General features: G+C 64.7%; 15 protein-coding genes. 4 read left to right on the plus strand and 11 right to left on the minus strand.

All coding sequences use genetic code 11. The features are described from left to right. Positions 1 to 5: 5 nt before the first annotated feature. Positions 6 to 3,332 carry an adenylate/guanylate cyclase domain-containing protein gene (locus tag ACM43_RS02960; RefSeq protein WP_271538010.1) on the plus strand — a complete coding sequence of 1,109 codons (3,327 nt, stop codon included), beginning with the start codon at positions 6 to 8 and terminating at the stop codon, positions 3,330 to 3,332. A 232-nt stretch (positions 3,333 to 3,564) separates the two neighbouring features. Here the strand turns inward: ACM43_RS02960 and ACM43_RS02965 are convergent, their stop codons facing one another. From ACM43_RS02965 to ACM43_RS02985, 5 genes are read right to left on the minus strand one after another with little or no spacing between them, the layout of a single operon-like run. Continuing rightward, positions 3,565 to 4,593, minus strand: coding sequence for an ABC transporter ATP-binding protein (locus ACM43_RS02965; protein WP_271538011.1), 1,029 nt, complete (start codon positions 4,591 to 4,593; stop codon positions 3,565 to 3,567). Next, the gene (locus tag ACM43_RS02970) at positions 4,586 to 5,566 is read right to left on the minus strand and encodes an ABC transporter ATP-binding protein (RefSeq protein ID WP_271538012.1); all 981 of its coding nucleotides are present in this window, start codon (positions 5,564 to 5,566) and stop codon (positions 4,586 to 4,588) included. Before ACM43_RS02970 ends, ACM43_RS02965 begins: the two co-directional genes overlap by 8 nt. After that, the gene (locus ACM43_RS02975; protein WP_036025317.1) at positions 5,563 to 6,384 is read right to left on the minus strand and encodes an ABC transporter permease; all 822 of its coding nucleotides are present in this window, start codon (positions 6,382 to 6,384) and stop codon (positions 5,563 to 5,565) included. The genes ACM43_RS02970 and ACM43_RS02975 overlap by 4 nt, the downstream gene beginning before the upstream one ends. Then, positions 6,381 to 7,304, minus strand: coding sequence for an ABC transporter permease (locus tag ACM43_RS02980; protein ID WP_271538013.1), 924 nt, complete (start codon positions 7,302 to 7,304; stop codon positions 6,381 to 6,383). Before ACM43_RS02980 ends, ACM43_RS02975 begins: the two co-directional genes overlap by 4 nt. A gap of 55 nt (positions 7,305 to 7,359) precedes the next feature. Continuing rightward, on the minus strand, positions 7,360 to 8,949 hold the full coding sequence (locus ACM43_RS02985) for an ABC transporter substrate-binding protein (RefSeq protein ID WP_404540857.1): 1,590 nt from the start codon (positions 8,947 to 8,949) through the stop codon (positions 7,360 to 7,362). A gap of 219 nt (positions 8,950 to 9,168) precedes the next feature. Here ACM43_RS02985 and ACM43_RS02990 point away from each other — a divergent pair, with 219 nt between their 5' ends. Further along, a complete protein-coding gene (locus ACM43_RS02990) occupies positions 9,169 to 10,053 on the plus strand; it encodes a hypothetical protein (RefSeq protein ID WP_271538014.1) in 885 nt (294 codons plus the stop codon). A gap of 68 nt (positions 10,054 to 10,121) precedes the next feature. On the opposite strand, the gene mtnK is transcribed toward ACM43_RS02990, so the two are convergent. Continuing rightward, a complete protein-coding gene (mtnK, locus tag ACM43_RS02995; RefSeq protein WP_271538015.1) occupies positions 10,122 to 11,411 on the minus strand; it encodes an S-methyl-5-thioribose kinase in 1,290 nt (429 codons plus the stop codon). Between the two features lie 230 nt (positions 11,412 to 11,641). Here mtnK and ACM43_RS03000 point away from each other — a divergent pair, with 230 nt between their 5' ends. Together ACM43_RS03000 and ACM43_RS03005 are read left to right on the plus strand one after the other, a co-directional pair. After that, entirely contained in the window at positions 11,642 to 12,091 is a 450-nt protein-coding gene (locus ACM43_RS03000; protein ID WP_036025325.1) for a YidB family protein, read from the plus strand. Between the two features lie 31 nt (positions 12,092 to 12,122). After that, on the plus strand, positions 12,123 to 12,386 hold the full coding sequence (locus ACM43_RS03005; protein WP_024341246.1) for a GlsB/YeaQ/YmgE family stress response membrane protein: 264 nt from the start codon (positions 12,123 to 12,125) through the stop codon (positions 12,384 to 12,386). On the opposite strand, the gene ACM43_RS03010 is transcribed toward ACM43_RS03005, so the two are convergent. From ACM43_RS03010 to ACM43_RS03030, 5 genes are read right to left on the minus strand one after another with little or no spacing between them, the layout of a single operon-like run. Next, positions 12,387 to 12,740: a hypothetical protein gene (locus ACM43_RS03010; RefSeq protein ID WP_036025327.1), complete on the minus strand. Its 354-nt coding sequence runs from the start codon at positions 12,738 to 12,740 to the stop codon at positions 12,387 to 12,389. Positions 12,741 to 12,770: 30 nt separating this feature from the next. Further along, positions 12,771 to 13,046 carry a DUF1467 family protein gene (locus ACM43_RS03015; RefSeq protein ID WP_025036606.1) on the minus strand — a complete coding sequence of 92 codons (276 nt, stop codon included), beginning with the start codon at positions 13,044 to 13,046 and terminating at the stop codon, positions 12,771 to 12,773. A gap of 9 nt (positions 13,047 to 13,055) precedes the next feature. Further along, a complete protein-coding gene (mce, locus tag ACM43_RS03020; protein WP_157283560.1) occupies positions 13,056 to 13,460 on the minus strand; it encodes a methylmalonyl-CoA epimerase in 405 nt (134 codons plus the stop codon). Between the two features lie 10 nt (positions 13,461 to 13,470). Further along, positions 13,471 to 15,141: a ribonuclease J gene (locus ACM43_RS03025; protein ID WP_271538016.1), complete on the minus strand. Its 1,671-nt coding sequence runs from the start codon at positions 15,139 to 15,141 to the stop codon at positions 13,471 to 13,473. Beyond that, positions 15,141 to 15,947 carry a biotin--[acetyl-CoA-carboxylase] ligase gene (locus ACM43_RS03030; protein ID WP_036039011.1) on the minus strand — a complete coding sequence of 269 codons (807 nt, stop codon included), beginning with the start codon at positions 15,945 to 15,947 and terminating at the stop codon, positions 15,141 to 15,143. Before ACM43_RS03030 ends, ACM43_RS03025 begins: the two co-directional genes overlap by 1 nt.

The following is a 15,947-nucleotide window of genomic DNA, read 5'->3' on the forward strand; positions in this document are numbered from 1 at the left end:
CGAAGTTGGACATCGGAGAATGGCTGCGCAGCCTAGGCCTCCAATCCTATGAGCAGACATTCCGCGACAACGGAATTGATCTCGAGATCCTGCCCCAACTGACGGTTGAAGATCTCAAGGAGATTGGAGTCCAGGCCGTCGGCCACCGTAGGAAGCTTCTCGATGCAATCGGTCTACTACCAGCGAACCTGGCGGCGCGGCCGCCCGCGTTGGTGGAGCGCCGTCGGCTCACGCTCATGTTCGTCGACCTCGTCGGCTCGACCGACCTCAGCCGCCGACTCGATCCCGAGGAGCTGCGCGAGGTCATGCGAGCCTACTCGAACACAGTGGCGGCAGAGATTGTGCGACTGGAGGGCCACGTCGCGAAGTTTCTGGGAGACGGTGTGCAGGCCTATTTCGGCTGGCCGCGCGCAAGCGAAGATGCAGCAGAGCAAGCAGTCCGGGCAGGACTTGCGGTCGCAACAGCGGTCAGCGGCATGTCATCAGGCGCGGGAGGTCTGCTGGCAGCACGCGTCGGCATCGCCACCGGCCTGGTCGTGGTAGGTGATCTGCTCGGGGAAGGTGCTGCGAAAGAGGAAGCGGTCACTGGAGAGACCCCTAATCTCGCGGCCCGTCTGCAGCAGGTTGCGGAGTCTGGTACGGTCGTTATCGCCGACAGCACGCGCCGGCTGGTCGGCGATCTCTTCGAATTTGTTGAGCTCGGGTCCCTTCAGCTCAAGGGCTTTGCGGAGCCGGTGCAAGCGTGGCGGGTCATCGGCGAAGGCAGGGCAGAGAGCAGGTTCGAGGCGTTGCACGGCGCCCACGTCACGCCACTCGTCGGGCGCGGCGAGGAACTCGATTTGATGATGTCACGGTGGCGGCTTGCAGAAGGAGGGGCTGGACAGGCCGTCCCTATTTTTGGCGAGCCGGGAATCGGAAAATCACGATTGGTGCGCGCGCTGCGCGAACGGCTACAGGCCGAACAAATCACGCTCGTTAGCTACGCCTGTTCGCCGCATCACCTGAACAGCTCGCTCTTTCCCTTCATCTCGCAGCTCGAGCGGGAGGCGCGGTTCGCACCTGAGGATGCTGCGGAAAAACGGCTCGAGCGCCTCGAACTACTCCTTGGCGAAAACGGCGAGGGGCTATCTGGCGATGCAATCCAGCTCCTTGCCGATCTGCTCGGCATTCCAACTGAGAGGCCGAGCACCCAGCCAGAGATGTCGCCGCAGCAAAGGAAGGCGCTCCTGTTTCGCACGTTCGTGGCCCGGCTCGATCGACTTGCCGGTCGTGGCCCGGTGATGATGGTGCTTGAAGATGCGCACTGGCTTGATCCGACCTCGCGCGAGCTGTTCGACCAGATCGTGGATCGTATTCAGGACCTGCCAGTGCTGCTCGTCGCTACATTCCGCCCGGAACTCCCGCCGCCATGGACCGGTTTTCCTCACGTCACGTTGCTCATGCTGAATCGCTTGCCAAAGGCGCAGGTGGTTGTACTCGTCGACCGGATCACCGAAGGCAAAGCGCTTCCCGCCGAGGTCCTCGACCAGATTCTGGCGCGGACGGAGGGAGTGCCGCTCTTTACAGAGGAGCTCACGAAGGCTGTTCTTGAAGCCGGGATCCTCCGCTACACCGGCGCTCGCTACGTCCTCGCGGGCGTATTCCCGTCGTTGGCGATCCCCGCGACGCTGCACGATTCATTGATGGCGCGGCTTGACCGTCTTGCTCCAGTCAAGGAGGTCGCCCAGATCGGAGCCTGTATCGGCCGCGAATTCGATCACGAGTTGCTTGCTGCGGTCGTATCGATGCCAGAGGTGGAGCTCGCCGCGGCGCTTGATCGCTTGGTAGCGTCGGAGCTCGTTTTCCGGCGGGGCCTCGCACCTGCCGCCACCTATGTTTTCAAGCACGCCCTTGTGCGCGACGCCGCCTACGAAAGCCTTCTCAAGCGGCGCCGCCAGGAGCTGCACGCACGGATTGCCACATCGATCGAAGCGCTCTTTCCGCAACTTGTCGAAGCGCAGCCGGAGCTGGTCGCCCGTCACTTCGGCGAGGCGGGCTTGGCAGAGAAGGCCATTCCATACTGGCTGAGGGCGGGGGGACTTGCGGCCGCCCGATCCGCGAATATGGAAGCAATTGCCCATCTGAGATCGGGGCTAGAGTGCGCCCAGACACTTCCTTCCGGAGCATCACGCTCGCGCTTCGAGCTTGATTTACAGCTCGGACTTGGAGGACCGCTGATTGCAACAAAAGGGTTTGCTTCAGGCGAGGCAGAAGCGGCATTCCAGCGGGCGCAGGAGCTCAGCCGTGAGCTGCAGAGCGAGGCCGATCTCTCCGCCGCGCTGAAGGGGCTCGGCCACGTCTACCACGTGCGCGCCAAATTGCGCGAAGCCGCGAGCATCGTCGCGGAGACGGAGGCGATAGCAAAACGAAGCGGTGATCCGGTACGCCAGGCCGAAGCCGATCATCTTGCGGGCGTGCTCTCATTCCACCTCGGCCAGTTTCAATTCTCGCGCGACCAGCTTGAGAGAAGTGCGCAAGCCGGCGAATACCGCGGCCGCTATTATTCCGAGGTGTACGGAATCGACATGAGCGTATTCTGCCGCGCCTACATGAGTCATTGCGACTGGCATCTCGGTTATCCGATTCGTAGCCTTAAGATTGCTGAGGAAGGGCTCGCCATCGCGCGCGAGATTTCACATCCATTCAGCATCGCGCTCGCGCTCAATTATCTGGCCATGCTCTGTCAATTCCGGCGAGAGCCCGATGCCGCACTGAAAGCCGCGGCAGAGTCGCGCGACGTCTGCACCGAGTACCGCTTCGACTACTATCGTGCATGGGCCAGCCTCGTTCGCGCCTGGGCGATCGCTGAATCCGGCAGGCTTGAGGAAGGTCTGGCGGACTTTGATACTGGGCTTGAGGATCTCCGGCGAACCAGCGCGGGACTACGCATTCCGCACCATCTTGGGTTGCGCGCGGCGCTTCATCGCAAGGCCGGAAACGCCATGACCGGGCTTCGGATCATCGACGAAGCGGTCGCAATTGCGGACGCAAGTCTCGAGAGCTGGTGCGCCGTCGAGCTTCACCGGGAGCGCGGTGAACTGCTGTTGCTGACAGGCGGGGAGCAGGCGGAAAATCAAGCGGACGCGGAGTTCGAGACCGCGATCAAAATTGCCGCCGCCCAGGGAGCAAAGTTGCCCGAGCTTCGCGCAAGCATTGCGCGCGCCAAGCTGCAAGCGTCACGCGGCATGCGGCGAGAGGCGCGCGACGTTCTTGTGCCGATCTACAGCTGGTTCAGCGAAGGCTTAGAAACGCTCGATCTCGTGGAAGCCCGCAAGATGCTAACAGACTTGTGACGAAGTTACCGCCATAACCGTGCGATCAGGTTCCGGACAAGACTGAGCTTTCGCATGCTTTGGAGTCAAAGTGCTACCTGGCCCACCCGGCCTGTAATGGCGCCAAGCGGACATCCTGCTGACGCGCCACTTCTGCTGCGTAATTAAAACGCGAAGAACTCAGATTGAGCAAATCTGGTTCGCTCTGGCTCAACGAGCGGACTACCTACTGCCGAGGCGCAACTTCGGGGCATCAGCCCTCGGTCGATGCTAGCGCCGTCCGCCCCGCAATCTCCTCGCTCCGCCAGCACCGCACCACATGCCCATCGGGTCGCGTTTCCAGCGTTGGCCCCGGCTCGCTCCGGCACACCGCCTCCGCGTAGCGGCAGCGCGGGCTGAAGGCGCAGCCGTTCGGCGGGTTGAGCGGGTTGGGCAGGTCGCCGCCGGTCGTTGCCAGCGGAGCGTGGCGCAAGGGATCGGGGATGGCCGCGATCAGGGCCTGCGTATAGGGGTGCGCCGGACGTTCGAAAATCTCGCGCCAATCGCCGTTCTCGACGATGCGGCCGAGATACATCACGGCGACGCGGTCGCTCATGTGCTCGACCACACCGAGGTCGTGGCTGATCATGATGTAGGACAGGCCGAGCGTGTCCTTCAATTCCAGCAGCAGGTTGATGATCTGGGCGCGGATCGAGACGTCGAGCGCCGAGACCGGCTCGTCGCAGATGACGATCTTCGGGTTGAGGATCAGCGCCCGCGCGATGCCGATGCGCTGGCGCTGGCCGCCGGAGAATTCATGCGGATAGCGGTCGGCCTGCTCGGGGCGCAGGCCGACATGCCTCAGCATCGTCGCGACGCGGTCCTCGATCTCGCTTTTCGCGGTCACGCCGTGCACGCGCAGGGGATCCTCCAGCGTGCGGCGAACGGTCTGGCGCGGATTGAGCGAGGCGTAGGGATCCTGAAATACGATCTGCACGATGCGGGCCAGCGCCTTCCGGTCGCCGGATTGCCGGTTCGTGACGACCTGTCCGTCCAGCACGATGCGGCCGCGCGTCGGCGTGAGTAAGCCGAGGATCGACAAAGCGACGGTCGACTTGCCGGAGCCGGATTCGCCGACGAGGCCGAGGCATTCGCCGCGCTTCAGTTTGAGGTCGACGCCGTCGACGGCGCGGAGCAGCCGACGGCCGCGGCCCAGCAGGCCGCCGCCGAGCGGAAAATGCACGGCGAGATCCTCGACGCTGAGGATCACATCGTCATCCGCTCTCCCCTGCGGTTCATGCATGGTGGTGGCACCGGACGAAGCCGCCCGCCTCCAGCCGATCCGTCTGCGGCGCATTGGTACGGCAAATATCCGTCGCCTGCGCGCAACGCGGATTGAACCGGCAGCCGTCCGGGAAGCGCGTAATCGCCGGCACGACGCCCGCGATCTCCTTCAGCCTGCTGCGGCCGAGCGCTGCGCGGCTGCCGAGCCGCGGCAGCGAGTCGACGAGGCCCTGGGTATAGGGATGGGAGGGCGCGCGGAAGATGTCGGCCGAGCCGCGCTCCTCGACGATGCGGCCGGCATACATGACGGCGACGCGGCGGCAGACGTTGGCGACGAGGCCGAGATCGTGACTGATCATCAGGATCGCCGTTCCGCGCTCGGCGCATAGATTGCGCATCAGCTCGATGATCTCCGCCTGCACGGTGACGTCGAGCGCCGTCGTCGGCTCGTCCGCGATCAGCAGGTCCGGACCGCAGGCCAGCGCAATGGCGATCATTACGCGCTGGCGCATGCCGCCGGACAGCTGGTGCGGATAGTCCTTCACGCGCCGCTCGGGTGCGGGGACGCGGACGCTCGCGAGCGCCTCGACAGCCAGCTGGTTGGCCTCCCGCCAGCTCTTGCCCTTGTGCAGCACGAACATCTCGGCGATCTGCCGCCCCACCGGCGAGACCGGGTTCAGCGCGGTCATCGGCTCCTGGAAGATCATGGCGATGCGATTGCCGCGCAGCTGCCGTTGCCTGGCGGCGGACAGGTGCTGGATCTCCTGGCCCTGGAACCGGATGACGCCGCCGGCGATCGACAAGGGTGGCCGCAGCAGGCCGATCAAGGCGAGCGCGGTGATGCTCTTGCCGCAACCGGACTCGCCGACAAGGCCGAACGTCTCGCCGCGATCGATGCGGAATGAAACGCCTTCGGCCGCCGCAACGCGCCTCGCTCCGTCATCGAGATCGATGCGGAGATCCTCGACCTCGAGCAGCGGCGCGCCGGTCATGTGCGCCGGCTCCGCGATTGCGGATCGAGGATGTCGCGCAGACCGTCGCCGAGCAGATTGAGGCCGAGCACGGTGAGGAAGATGGCAAGGCCCGGGAAAATCGAAAGCCACGGCGCCGTCGTGATCTGCTCGCGCGCTTCCGACAGCATGCTGCCCCAGCTCGGAAAGGGCGGGCGGACGCCGAGGCCCAGGAACGACAACGCGGCTTCCGAGAGGACCGCGCTGCCCATGCCCAGCGTGCCGATGACGACGATCGGTCCCAGCATGTTCGGCAGGAGCTGCGTGATCATGATGCGCACATCACCGTAGCCGAGCACGGTGGCCGCCTGCACATAGCCCTGGCTCCGCAGCGACAGTGCCGAGGCCCGTGCGAGGCGGCAGGTGAACGACCAGTTGGTCAGCCCGAGCGCGATCAAAAGGCTGGTCAGGCCGGGACCGAGCACCGCCATGATGGCGAGCGCGAAGATCAGCGAGGGGATCGCGAGCATGAGATTGGTCAGCGCGTTGACGACATCGTCCCACCAGCCGCCGAAATAGCCGGCGCTGAGGCCGAGCGCCACGCCGATGACGCTGTTGATGAGCTGCGAGACGATGCCGACCGTCAGCGAGACGCGCGCACCGTAGAGGACGCGGGAATAGATGTCGCGGCCCTGCGCGTCGGTGCCGAACCACCAGGTCCAGCTCGGGGGCTCCTCCGCATTCATGAGGTTGGCGTCCATCACGGGATCGGTATGTGCCAGCCATGGCGCGAGCAGGCCGACGACAATCGCCAGCGCGAACAACGCTCCCCCGATGACGAGATTGGCGCGCAGCTTCATGCGTATCTGATCCTGGGATCGATCACGCCGTAGAGCATGTCGATCAACAGATTGATCGCGAGAAAGAACAGCACCACGACGAGGATGGAGCCCTGGACGGCGGGAATGTCGCGCTGGAGCACGCTGTCGACCAGCAGCGAGCCGATGCCCGGCCAGGAGAACAGTTTCTCGACCACGACCGCCTGTCCCATCAGCGCGCCGAATTGCAGGCCCATGGTCGTGAGGATGAGGACGAGCGCGTTGCGCATGACGTGCCACTTGACGACCCTGGTCTCGCTCATGCCCTTCGAGCGCGCGGTGCGGACGAAATCCGCGGTCATGATCTCGAGCACCGCGGCGCGCGTCGTCCGCGCCAGCAGCGCCATCGGCGAGACACCGAGCGTCACGGCGGGCAGGATCAGATATTTGAGGCCGCCGTCGCCATAGCCGAAACTCGGCAGCCAGCCGAGCTTGAGCGCGAACAGGTACATCAAGAGCAGTCCGAGCCAGAACTTGGCCAATGACAGGCCCGACACCGCCAGCATCATCGAGACGGTGTCGACGAGGCTGCCCGGCCGCAAGGCCGCGACGAAGCCGAGCGGCACGCCGAGCAGAATCGCAAACGCCATGGACGCCAAGATCAGCTGCAGCGTCGGCCAAGCCCGCTTGGCGATCATGGTCGTGACAGGCTCACGGGTCCGGAACGAGGTTCCGAAATCGCCGGTCGCGAGCCCGGCGATATAGGTGCCGAAACGCATATAGACGGGCTGATCGAGGCCGAGCTGCTTCTTCATGCGCAGCTCGACCTGCGGATCGCTGTCGTCGCTCATGCTCGAGACGATGCTGCCGGGAACGACGCTGAACAGCACGAACACCAGCAGCACCACGGCGAGCACGGTCGGAATGGTCTGCAGGACGCGGCGGATCAGGAACGCGAGCATCTCAACTTTTCCCCGCTCCCTCCCTCGCCGGGTCGCGCCGGAGGGAGCGCGCGTGTCACTTCGCGGGCGAGGTCTCGTCGACCCAGAGGTCCTCGACGTTCTGGTGGGTCAGCTCCGTCGCGTTGAGCTGAATTCCCTTGAGCCAGGGCTGCACCGCCATGACAGCCTTGTTGTAGTTGAAGAACCAGACCGGCGCCTCCTCGTAGAGCAGCGCATTGGCCTTCTGCATCAGCTGGATGCGCTTTGTGGGATCGTCGGCCTGTCCGGCTTCATCGAGGATCTTGTCGAAGTCGGGATTTTTGTAGGTCGTGTAGTTGCAGGCCGCCTGCGGCGTCGCCGAATGGAAGCATTTGAGCGCGGCCTGAGGATCGGGGCCGCTCGCCTGAGAATAGATGAAGGCCTGATAGTCGCCGGTGCGGACCACCTCCGCCAGCACCGCGGTTTCGACCTGCTTGACCTTGGCCTTGATCCCGACCTTGTCCAGCATCGGGATGACGGCCGAGACGATCGGCAGGCCCCAGCTTTCATTCTGGCTGGTGGTCCATTCGAACTCGAAGCCGGATGCGTAGCCCGCCTCGGTGAGCAATTGCTTGGCCTTGGCGGGATCGAAGGGGTAAGGCTTCATCGCCTTGTCGTAGGCCGGCGAGGTCAGCGGCAGCCAGCTGGTGGCGCGGTAGGCCTTGCCCTTGACCAGCTTGTTGATGATCAAATCGGTATCGATGGCGTAATTGATCGCCTGCCTCACGCGCTTGTCGGAGAACGGCTTGACCGCGGGATTCATCCCCATGTAGCGCGTGAACACCTCGGCGACCTCGACGATGGTGCCCTTGAGGTCGGCGTCGGACTGGTAGGCGACGTACTGCGCAGGTCCCAGCACCGAGGTGTCGATCTCCTTGTTGCGGAAGGCGACGTCGCGCGCCGCGGCCTCGCCCATGACCGACACGACGATCTTGTCGGCATAGGGCTTGCCTGGCTTGTAGAACCGGTCCCAGCGTTCCAGGACGATGCGCGATCCCGGCACATGCTCGACGAACTTGAACGGACCCAGTCCGATCGGCTTCTGGATGAAGCTTTCCTTGGCGGCCTCGTCGGCGGGATAGATCGAGGTCAGCGCGGTGAAGAAGTAGAAGCCCGGATCGACCTTCTCGGTCAGCTTCATCTCGATGGTGAAGTCGTCGATCTTCTTCAGGCCGGAGATCTCCTTGGCCTGGCCCTTCTCGACTGCGGCCGCGCCCTCGATGACGCGAACGTAACGCGCGCCGGGATAGGCTTTGCTGCCGTCCATGATGCGGTTGTAGGACCAGATGATGTCGTCGGCGGTCATCTTGCGGCCGCTATGGAAATAGGCGTCGTCGCGCAGCTTGAAGGTGTGAACGAGGCCTCCGCCCGAGACCACGCTCTCCTTGGCGAGCTCAAGCACCGGCTTGCCCTCCGCCGAATTCCAGATGTAGAGCGAACGGTGCAGGGCCTTGGCGTAGATCTCGTCCTGGGCCCGCTGCGTGGTGTGAATGTCGAGGCTGGTGAAGCTCGAGCCGTAGGGCGCCGTCATGCGGATGGTTCCGCCCTTGCGCGGTGTCTGCGCCTCGGCTGTGGCGGCGAGCGCCAGTCCCAAACCGGCAACGATCGCGATGGTCTTGAACATCATGTGTCCCCCCGACGCAGGCGTATTCCGATGAGTGATTTGATCATTCGTCGCCTGCCGAAAGCAAGCTTCGTTTTGACGGCAAATGATGCCGGTTCCTGAGGCAGTCCGCAGGGGCATTGACGCGGTGCGTCATGCGGCCACCGGGATCGGTGAACATTTTTCGTGATCGACGCGACCAAGCTCAGAATCATTATCTGAGCCCCAAGGGATGGCGCAAAAATGAAACGCCGAACGCTAGCTGCCCTGCTCGCCACCGGTCTGGTCGCCGCGACGGCCGTGTTGGTGCGCCCGGTCGGGGCCAGCCTCGGTGGCGAGAGCGCGACAGACACTATCCAGTTCGGCTGGAGTAGCACCTCCGGCTTGAACGACAATGTCGACCAGACCTGGTGGGCGGTCCGGAGTCGTGACACTCTGGACAATTTCGTCGAGCGACTGCTCAGCATCCCCGTCGGGATGATGGCACGCGGTGCGGGAGCGCGTTTCGAAGCCAAGCTCTCCGAGCATACCGGCCTGCCGCTGCCCGAAGGCTGGGCCCTCACGACGGCGAAGGATTCGCCGCAGATCCAGTCGATCTACGCCGAGACGCCGCGCGATTTCGCTTCTGTGATCGGCTTCTATCGCGACGCACTCGGCAAGCGTGGCTGGACGGAGAAAGACGGTGCGCTCGAAGAGCCGGACCGGGCCGTGATCACGTTCCTGACGAGAGAGGGACCGCTCCTGCTCCGGCTCTCACGTCAGGACGGCAAGACAATTGCCGAGCTGTCGAGGCGCAAATTCGCTCCGGCGACCATCGGCCTGCTGCCGAAGCCGGGGCAAGTGAGGCTGATGCTCGGCAACAAGACGGATGAAGCGGCGGTGATCACCGTCGCCGACCAGGCCGTCCATCTGGCGGCGCACGCCGGCGAAGAACTGGCGAACTCCGACGGTGCCGCAGGCAAATTGCCGGACAGCCAGAAGCTCGATCTGCCGCCCGGCAGGTACAAGGTCACCCTCAAGGTGGATGGCGGAGCGGCAGTGAGCCGGGAGTTCGAGGTCGCGGCCAACGAGACCTGGGGTTTGCTGGCCGGCGCGGACGGCGTCCTGCTGCCGATGCGGCTTTACTAACGTTCCGGGGACGATCTCTCATCTCGTAATGACGGAGCGTGGGGCGGGCGCGTCATCATGTGGCTGGTTCAGCCCGACAATTCCGGCATCCAGTCCCGCAGTTTTCGCGCGGCATTCGTCACATCCGCGATGGTCCGGAACGACGCCGTCTCCACCATCATCGCCCTCGCCAGCCGCACGGCACGGGCTTCGCTGACCGCCCGCGTGCGCGGGTCCTCGATCAGCTCGAAATCGATGTTGTGGGCGAGGCCGAAGATGCGGCGGATGATTTTTGCGGCTGCGAAGCCGACAGCGTCGGCGAACAAGCGTTGCATGTAGCTTTGTCGCTCGGCTTCCAACCGCGCGGCACCCTGTTCGCCGGCGAAAAGCGAGACTGGATAGGCATCGCCGGTGCCTCCCGCCCGCCAGAGATCGAGGAACTTTCGGGTAAACTCGGTCCAGACCTGCTCGACCGTCTCCAGCACCCAGGCCTCGAATGCCGCCCGTTCGCCCGGCGCGCGCTCGTGGCCGGCGGAAGCGAAATAGGCCATCAGGAGATTGGCCAGCACCGCGCCGACGTCGAAGCCCATCGGACCGTAGAACGCGAATTCCGGGTCGATCACGCGGGTCTGGCTATCCGTGACCATGATCGAGCCGGTGTGGAGGTCGCCATGGATCAGCGCTTCCGGACCCGCCATGAATTTCAGCTTCAGCCGGGAGACAGCGACATGCAGCTCCAGGTCCTCGCGCAAGCGCGCGGCGAGGCCGTCGAGATGGGGCGCGGTCCAGCGGTTCTGCTCGGCGATGCGGTAGGGATCGGTGAAGATCAGGTCCTCGGTGATCTTGCAGAGCGCATGGTTGCCGGCAAAGGCCGCGATGGCCTCCTTCTTCTCGGCCGCTGACAGCGCGAGGTCGGAGGTGAAGAACAGCGTCCGCGCCATGAAGGTGGTGATGTCGTCCACGAAGCGTGGATAGCGCGTTGCCGCGACCAGGCCCTTGCGCATGATGATGTGGGGCTCGAGCAGCTCCATCACGGTCAGCGCCAGGGTCTCGTTGTGATGCAGCACGGCCGGCACCAGGCTAGGCGCGAGCTGGGCCTGGCGCGACAGCGCCAGATACTCGTAATGGGCGCGCGACAACGGCAAGGGCCAGCTCTCGCCGACGAGGCGGACGTAAGGCAGCGCCTGCTTCACGGCGATGCCGCCGCGTGCGCCCTTGACGATGAAGACGAGGTTGAGGTTGCCGTCGCCCACCTCGGTGATCGCCCAAGACGCCGGTTCGCCGCCAAGGAGCGCGGAGATATCAGGCAAGCCTGCGAGATAGTCCCGCAAGTCCGCCTCGTGCAAAATCCGATAGTCCCCTGCCCGGTCCCCGGTCATTGCGATCCCATCCCATGTCTGGGCCGGATCGCTACTCCCGATGCTGGCAAGCTCGAGCCGATCCGGCCATTCTTTTCATCGGATCGTAGCCACAATGTACGCTGTCTGCCACCCGCTGCTTTGGTGGCGGCCAAGCTGGGACGCTTGGTCGCGAGCTCCTATTGGTCGATTGAGGAACCCAAGCAGGCTGAGACGGTTTTGGGTTTCTGACCTTCTAAAAGGAGCTAGCGATGAGCCGCGGAATGCCTTCCATGACTGCCCTGCTGGCGATGCTGGCCATCGCCGGGTATCAAAATCGCGACAAGCTGGCGGAGCTGCTGAAAGGCGCCGGCGCCGGCTCGTCCACGGGCGGCCAGCAGCCGCTCGGAGGCATGCTCGGCAATCTCGGCGGCATGCTCGGCGCTGGCGGAATCGGGGGCCTGCTCAATGGCGGGATTGGCGAGCTCCTGGAGAGGTTCAACCAGAATGGGCAGGGCGAGATCGCCGATTCATGGGTGAAGCCAGGCCCCAACAAGGAGATCTCCCCGCCGGAGCTCAAGCAAGCCATCGGCAGCGACGTCCTTGAGAAGCTCGCGCAGCAGACCGGGCTTTCCCAGGAGGAGATCGTCTCACGGCTAACCCGCGAGCTTCCTTCCGCCATCGACAAATACACGCCGGATGGACGCCTGCCCGACGCATAGAAGCAGCGGCTCAACTCGAAAAGGTGTACTCATGAGCATTCTCTGGACCATCATCATTGGCTTTCTCGCCGGCGTGATCGCCAAGTTCATCATGCCGGGCGACAATGAACCGTCCGGGTTCATCCTGACGACCATCCTCGGCATCGTCGGCGCCTTCGTCGCTTCGTATCTTGGGCAAGCGCTGGGCTGGTATCGCCCTGGCGAGGGTGCGGGCCTGATCGGTGCCGTGGTCGGCGCGATCATCGTGCTGTTTGTTTACGGTCTCTTCGCCGGCCGGCAGCGCCGCGCGATCTAGCTAGAAAGTCTCCCGCTCCAGGAAGCTGGAGCCGATGTCGGCCTTTCTCTTGATCGGATCGTAGTCGCAATAGACGCTGTCCGCGACCAGCGTGTAGCTGGCGCTAACCGTGTATTTGTCCGTCTTGACCGAGTTCAGGCCGATCACCGAGGTGCTCTTGCCGCCGTTCCATTTGAACGGCGTCGAGCTTTTGGCCTGCTCGCAGGCCAGCACGGCCTCGTTGAAGACATAGCCCTCAACGAACGCCTTCAGGGTGCGCACCTGCACCGCCATCCGCCATTCGAAATAGCCGATGGCACCGAGCCCTGCGACGATCAGCACCAGAAGCGCAATGACGATACGCTGAAATGTCATTTTTGACCCCATAACAACGCCAATCAAAACTTAAAATGGCATTCCCATCATCTTCGACAGGCGCTCGATCGAGAGATAGCCGGCATGATAGGCCGCAAGGCCAATGCCGAACACGATTGCCGAGATGATCGTGGTCCAGATCAGCTTGTGCCCCATACGGGTGAGGATGGGAGCACCGGGATCGGTGCCGGGCGCGCCAACACCGTCCTCGTGCTGGCTGCGCACGCCGAACGGCAGCGTCACGAACAGCATGACCCACCAGAGTACGAAATAGATCGCGAGCCAGGTTGAAATCTGGATGGCCATGACGCGGCCCTATGCCTGCTCGATCTCGACGAGGGCGCCGGAGAAATCCTTCGGGTGCAGGAACAGCACCGGCTTGCCGTGGGCGCCGATCTTCGGCACGCCGTCGCCGAGCACCCTCGCGCCCTCCTTCACCAACGTGTCGCGCGAGGCGATGATGTCGACGACCTCGTAGCAGACGTGATGGATGCCACCGTCGGGATTGCGCTCGATGAACTTTGCGATCGGCGAGGCCTCGCCGAGCGGCTCGATGAACTCGATCTTGGTGTTGGGCAGGGTCGCGAACACGGTGGTGACGCCGTGCTCGGGCAGCGGCACGGCCTCGGAAATCTGGGCGCCGAAGGCCGCACCGTAGATCTTCGCGGCCTTGACCGCGTCCCTGGTCGCGATCGCGACATGGTTGAGCCGGCCCAACATGTTCCCCTCCCTATACCGTCAGTACATGTACCAGACAGGGGGGCTTTTTGCCCCAATGTTCGTTGATCACGGCCCGGACAGCGCGTCGCACCGACTCGGCCAAGGCGTCCGGATCGCGCCGGCGCGCCCTCGGCAGGCCTTCGATGGTCGACATCACGGCATCGAAGACGATGTCGTCGAAGGTCTCGCCGGCCCTGTTCTTCTCGGGGATGCCGACCAAATCGAGCTCGGGATCACCGGCGAGCTCACCCTGCGCGTTCATGGCGATGGCGACGAAGGCGCAGCCAGAAAAGCCCATGCGGCGCCGCTCCACGACGGCACGGGACTTGGAGTCTTCCAGGATCGTGCCGTCCTTGTACAGACGTCCCGACGGCACCTCGCCGACGATGCCGGGATCGCCCGGGCCGAGCTTGACGAGGTCACCGTTGCGGCAGACCAGCACGCGCGGCACGCCGGCGGCGCGGGCGAGCTTGGCGTGCTCATGCAAGTGCAGGGCCTCGCCGTGGACCGGGATCAGGATCTGCGGCTTCACCCAGGAGATCATATCGCGCAGCTCGTCGCGACGGGGATGGCCGGAGACGTGGACCAGCGCATCGCGGTCGGTGATGACCTCGACGCCCTGCAGCACCAGATTGTTGATGATCGAGCCGACCGCCTTCTCGTTGCCGGGAATGGTGCGCGAGGAGAAGATGACGCTGTCGCCGCGGTTCAGCGTGATTTCAGGATGGTCGTCATTGGCGATGCGGGCCAGCGCGGCGCGCGGCTCGCCCTGGCTTCCCGTGCACAGCGCCAGCACCTTGTCCTGCGGCAGGTGGCCATAGACCTCGGGCGAGCGGAAATTCTGCACGCCCTCGAGATAACCGGTCTCGCGCGCGACCTGCACCACGCGCTCCATGGCGCGGCCGACCACGACGACCTCGCGGTCCGCGGCCCTCGCGGCGTCAGCCACCGCTTTGACGCGGGCGACGTTGGAGGCGAACGTCGTCACCGCGACGCGGCCCTTGGCGGATTTGACGAGGTCGATGATGGTTCGGGCGACCTCGGCCTCGGAGGGCGAACGGCCGTCGCGCACGGCATTGGTGGAATCGCCGATCAAGGCGAGCACGCCCTGCTCGCCCAATTCCCGCAGCCGCTTCTCGTCGGTCGCGGCTCCAAGCGTCGGGGTCGGGTCGATCTTCCAGTCGCCGGTGTGCAGCACGATGCCGGCGTCGGTGTGGATCGCCAGCGCATGCGCTTCCGGAATCGAATGCGCGACCGGAATGAACTCGACGTTGAACGGACCGATATCGACACGGCCGCCTGAGGGCACCACGGTGACCGGAATCTCGGGCGCGTTGCGCTCGGCGGCGCATTTGGCCTCGAACAGCGCGGCGCTGAACCTGGTGGCGTAGATCGGGCATTTCAGCTTCGGCCAGAGGTCGATGATGGCGCCGAAATGATCCTCATGGGCGTGGGTCAGCACGAGGCCCATCAGGTTCTTGCGCTCCTTCTCCAGGAAGGAGATGTCGGGCATGATCAGATCGATGCCGGGCAGATGCTCCTCATCGCCGAAGGAGACGCCGAGATCGACTGCAAGCCAGGCGCGCTGGTGACGGTTGCCGAGGCCGTAGATCGACAGGTTCATGCCGATCTCGCCGACGCCGCCGAGCGGCGCAAACACCAATTCGTCCGGCCTTGCCATCACGCTGCTCCCACCGAGGCGACGGGGCCGAAGAACACCTCGCCGGCCGCCACCGGCACGAGGCGGCCCTCCGCGGTGCGGACGATCAGGCAGCCGGTGTCGTCGATCGTGTCAAAAACACCTTCCAGCGTCATGGTTCCCGTGTGGATGGCAACCTTTTCGCCGAGGCCGGCGGCGCGCTCCAGCCAGAGCCTGCGGATCTCGGCAAAGCCGCGGCCATTGTCCCAGATGCCGCGGAACTCGACCCAGGCATCCGACAGCGCCATGAATAGCTCCTCGGCGCTGATCTGGACGCCGAGGGCGGCCAGCGACACCGCGGGCGTCGGGGTGCCCTCGGGCGCGGCGACCACATTGGTCCCGATACCGACCACGACGGCAAGGCCGCCACCGACGGCCTCGGCCTCGAGGCCAATGCCGACCAGCTTCTTGCCGCCGGCGAGCACGTCATTCGGCCATTTCAGCGCGTAGCGGGGCCGGCCTTCGCCGAGACGGAGCGCGGCCTCGAGGCTCACCTTCTCCAGCGCCGCCTCCTCGGCCAGCCCCGCGGCAAAGCCGAGCGTGGCGGCGACGGCGGGGGCAACGTCCATGACTTCGAGGATGCTGGCAGCGAGATTGCCGCGCGGCGCGATCCAGGCGCGCTGGCGCCGGCCGCGGCCGGCGGTCTGCTCGGACGTGACGAACCACATCGGGCCGCGCTCGCCGGCCCTGGCGTGTTCGATCGCCTCGGTATTGGTCGAGCCGGTCCGTTCGAACGCCGCGAGCCTGTAGCCCGCAGCCGATGCGCGAGGACCGAGCGCGAAGGCCAT

Origin of the sequence: Bradyrhizobium sp. CCBAU 45321 (assembly GCF_028128975.1) — a bacterium.
Taxonomy (GTDB): Bacteria; Pseudomonadota; Alphaproteobacteria; order Rhizobiales; family Xanthobacteraceae; genus Bradyrhizobium; species Bradyrhizobium yuanmingense.

Bases quoted from the DNA above. Each gene is read 5' to 3' on its own strand.
- ACM43_RS02980 (WP_271538013.1), bottom strand. From the start codon at position 7,304: ATGCTCGCGTTCCTGATCCGCCGCGTCCTGCAGACCATTCCGACCGTG.
- ACM43_RS03000 (WP_036025325.1), top strand. From the start codon at position 11,642: ATGAGCCGCGGAATGCCTTCCATGACTGCCCTGCTGGCGATGCTGGCC.
- ACM43_RS02965 (WP_271538011.1), bottom strand. From the start codon at position 4,593: ATGCATGAACCGCAGGGGAGAGCGGATGACGATGTGATCCTCAGCGTC.
- ACM43_RS02975 (WP_036025317.1), bottom strand. From the start codon at position 6,384: ATGAAGCTGCGCGCCAATCTCGTCATCGGGGGAGCGTTGTTCGCGCTG.
- ACM43_RS03025 (WP_271538016.1), bottom strand. From the start codon at position 15,141: ATGGCAAGGCCGGACGAATTGGTGTTTGCGCCGCTCGGCGGCGTCGGC.
- ACM43_RS03030 (WP_036039011.1), bottom strand. From the start codon at position 15,947: ATGGCCTTCGCGCTCGGTCCTCGCGCATCGGCTGCGGGCTACAGGCTC.
- mtnK (WP_271538015.1), bottom strand. From the start codon at position 11,411: ATGACCGGGGACCGGGCAGGGGACTATCGGATTTTGCACGAGGCGGAC.
- ACM43_RS02970 (WP_271538012.1), bottom strand. From the start codon at position 5,566: ATGACCGGCGCGCCGCTGCTCGAGGTCGAGGATCTCCGCATCGATCTC.
- ACM43_RS03015 (WP_025036606.1), bottom strand. From the start codon at position 13,046: ATGGCCATCCAGATTTCAACCTGGCTCGCGATCTATTTCGTACTCTGG.
- ACM43_RS03010 (WP_036025327.1), bottom strand. From the start codon at position 12,740: ATGACATTTCAGCGTATCGTCATTGCGCTTCTGGTGCTGATCGTCGCA.
- mce (WP_157283560.1), bottom strand. From the start codon at position 13,460: ATGTTGGGCCGGCTCAACCATGTCGCGATCGCGACCAGGGACGCGGTC.
- ACM43_RS02990 (WP_271538014.1), top strand. From the start codon at position 9,169: ATGAAACGCCGAACGCTAGCTGCCCTGCTCGCCACCGGTCTGGTCGCC.
- ACM43_RS02985 (WP_404540857.1), bottom strand. From the start codon at position 8,949: ATGATGTTCAAGACCATCGCGATCGTTGCCGGTTTGGGACTGGCGCTC.
- ACM43_RS03005 (WP_024341246.1), top strand. From the start codon at position 12,123: ATGAGCATTCTCTGGACCATCATCATTGGCTTTCTCGCCGGCGTGATC.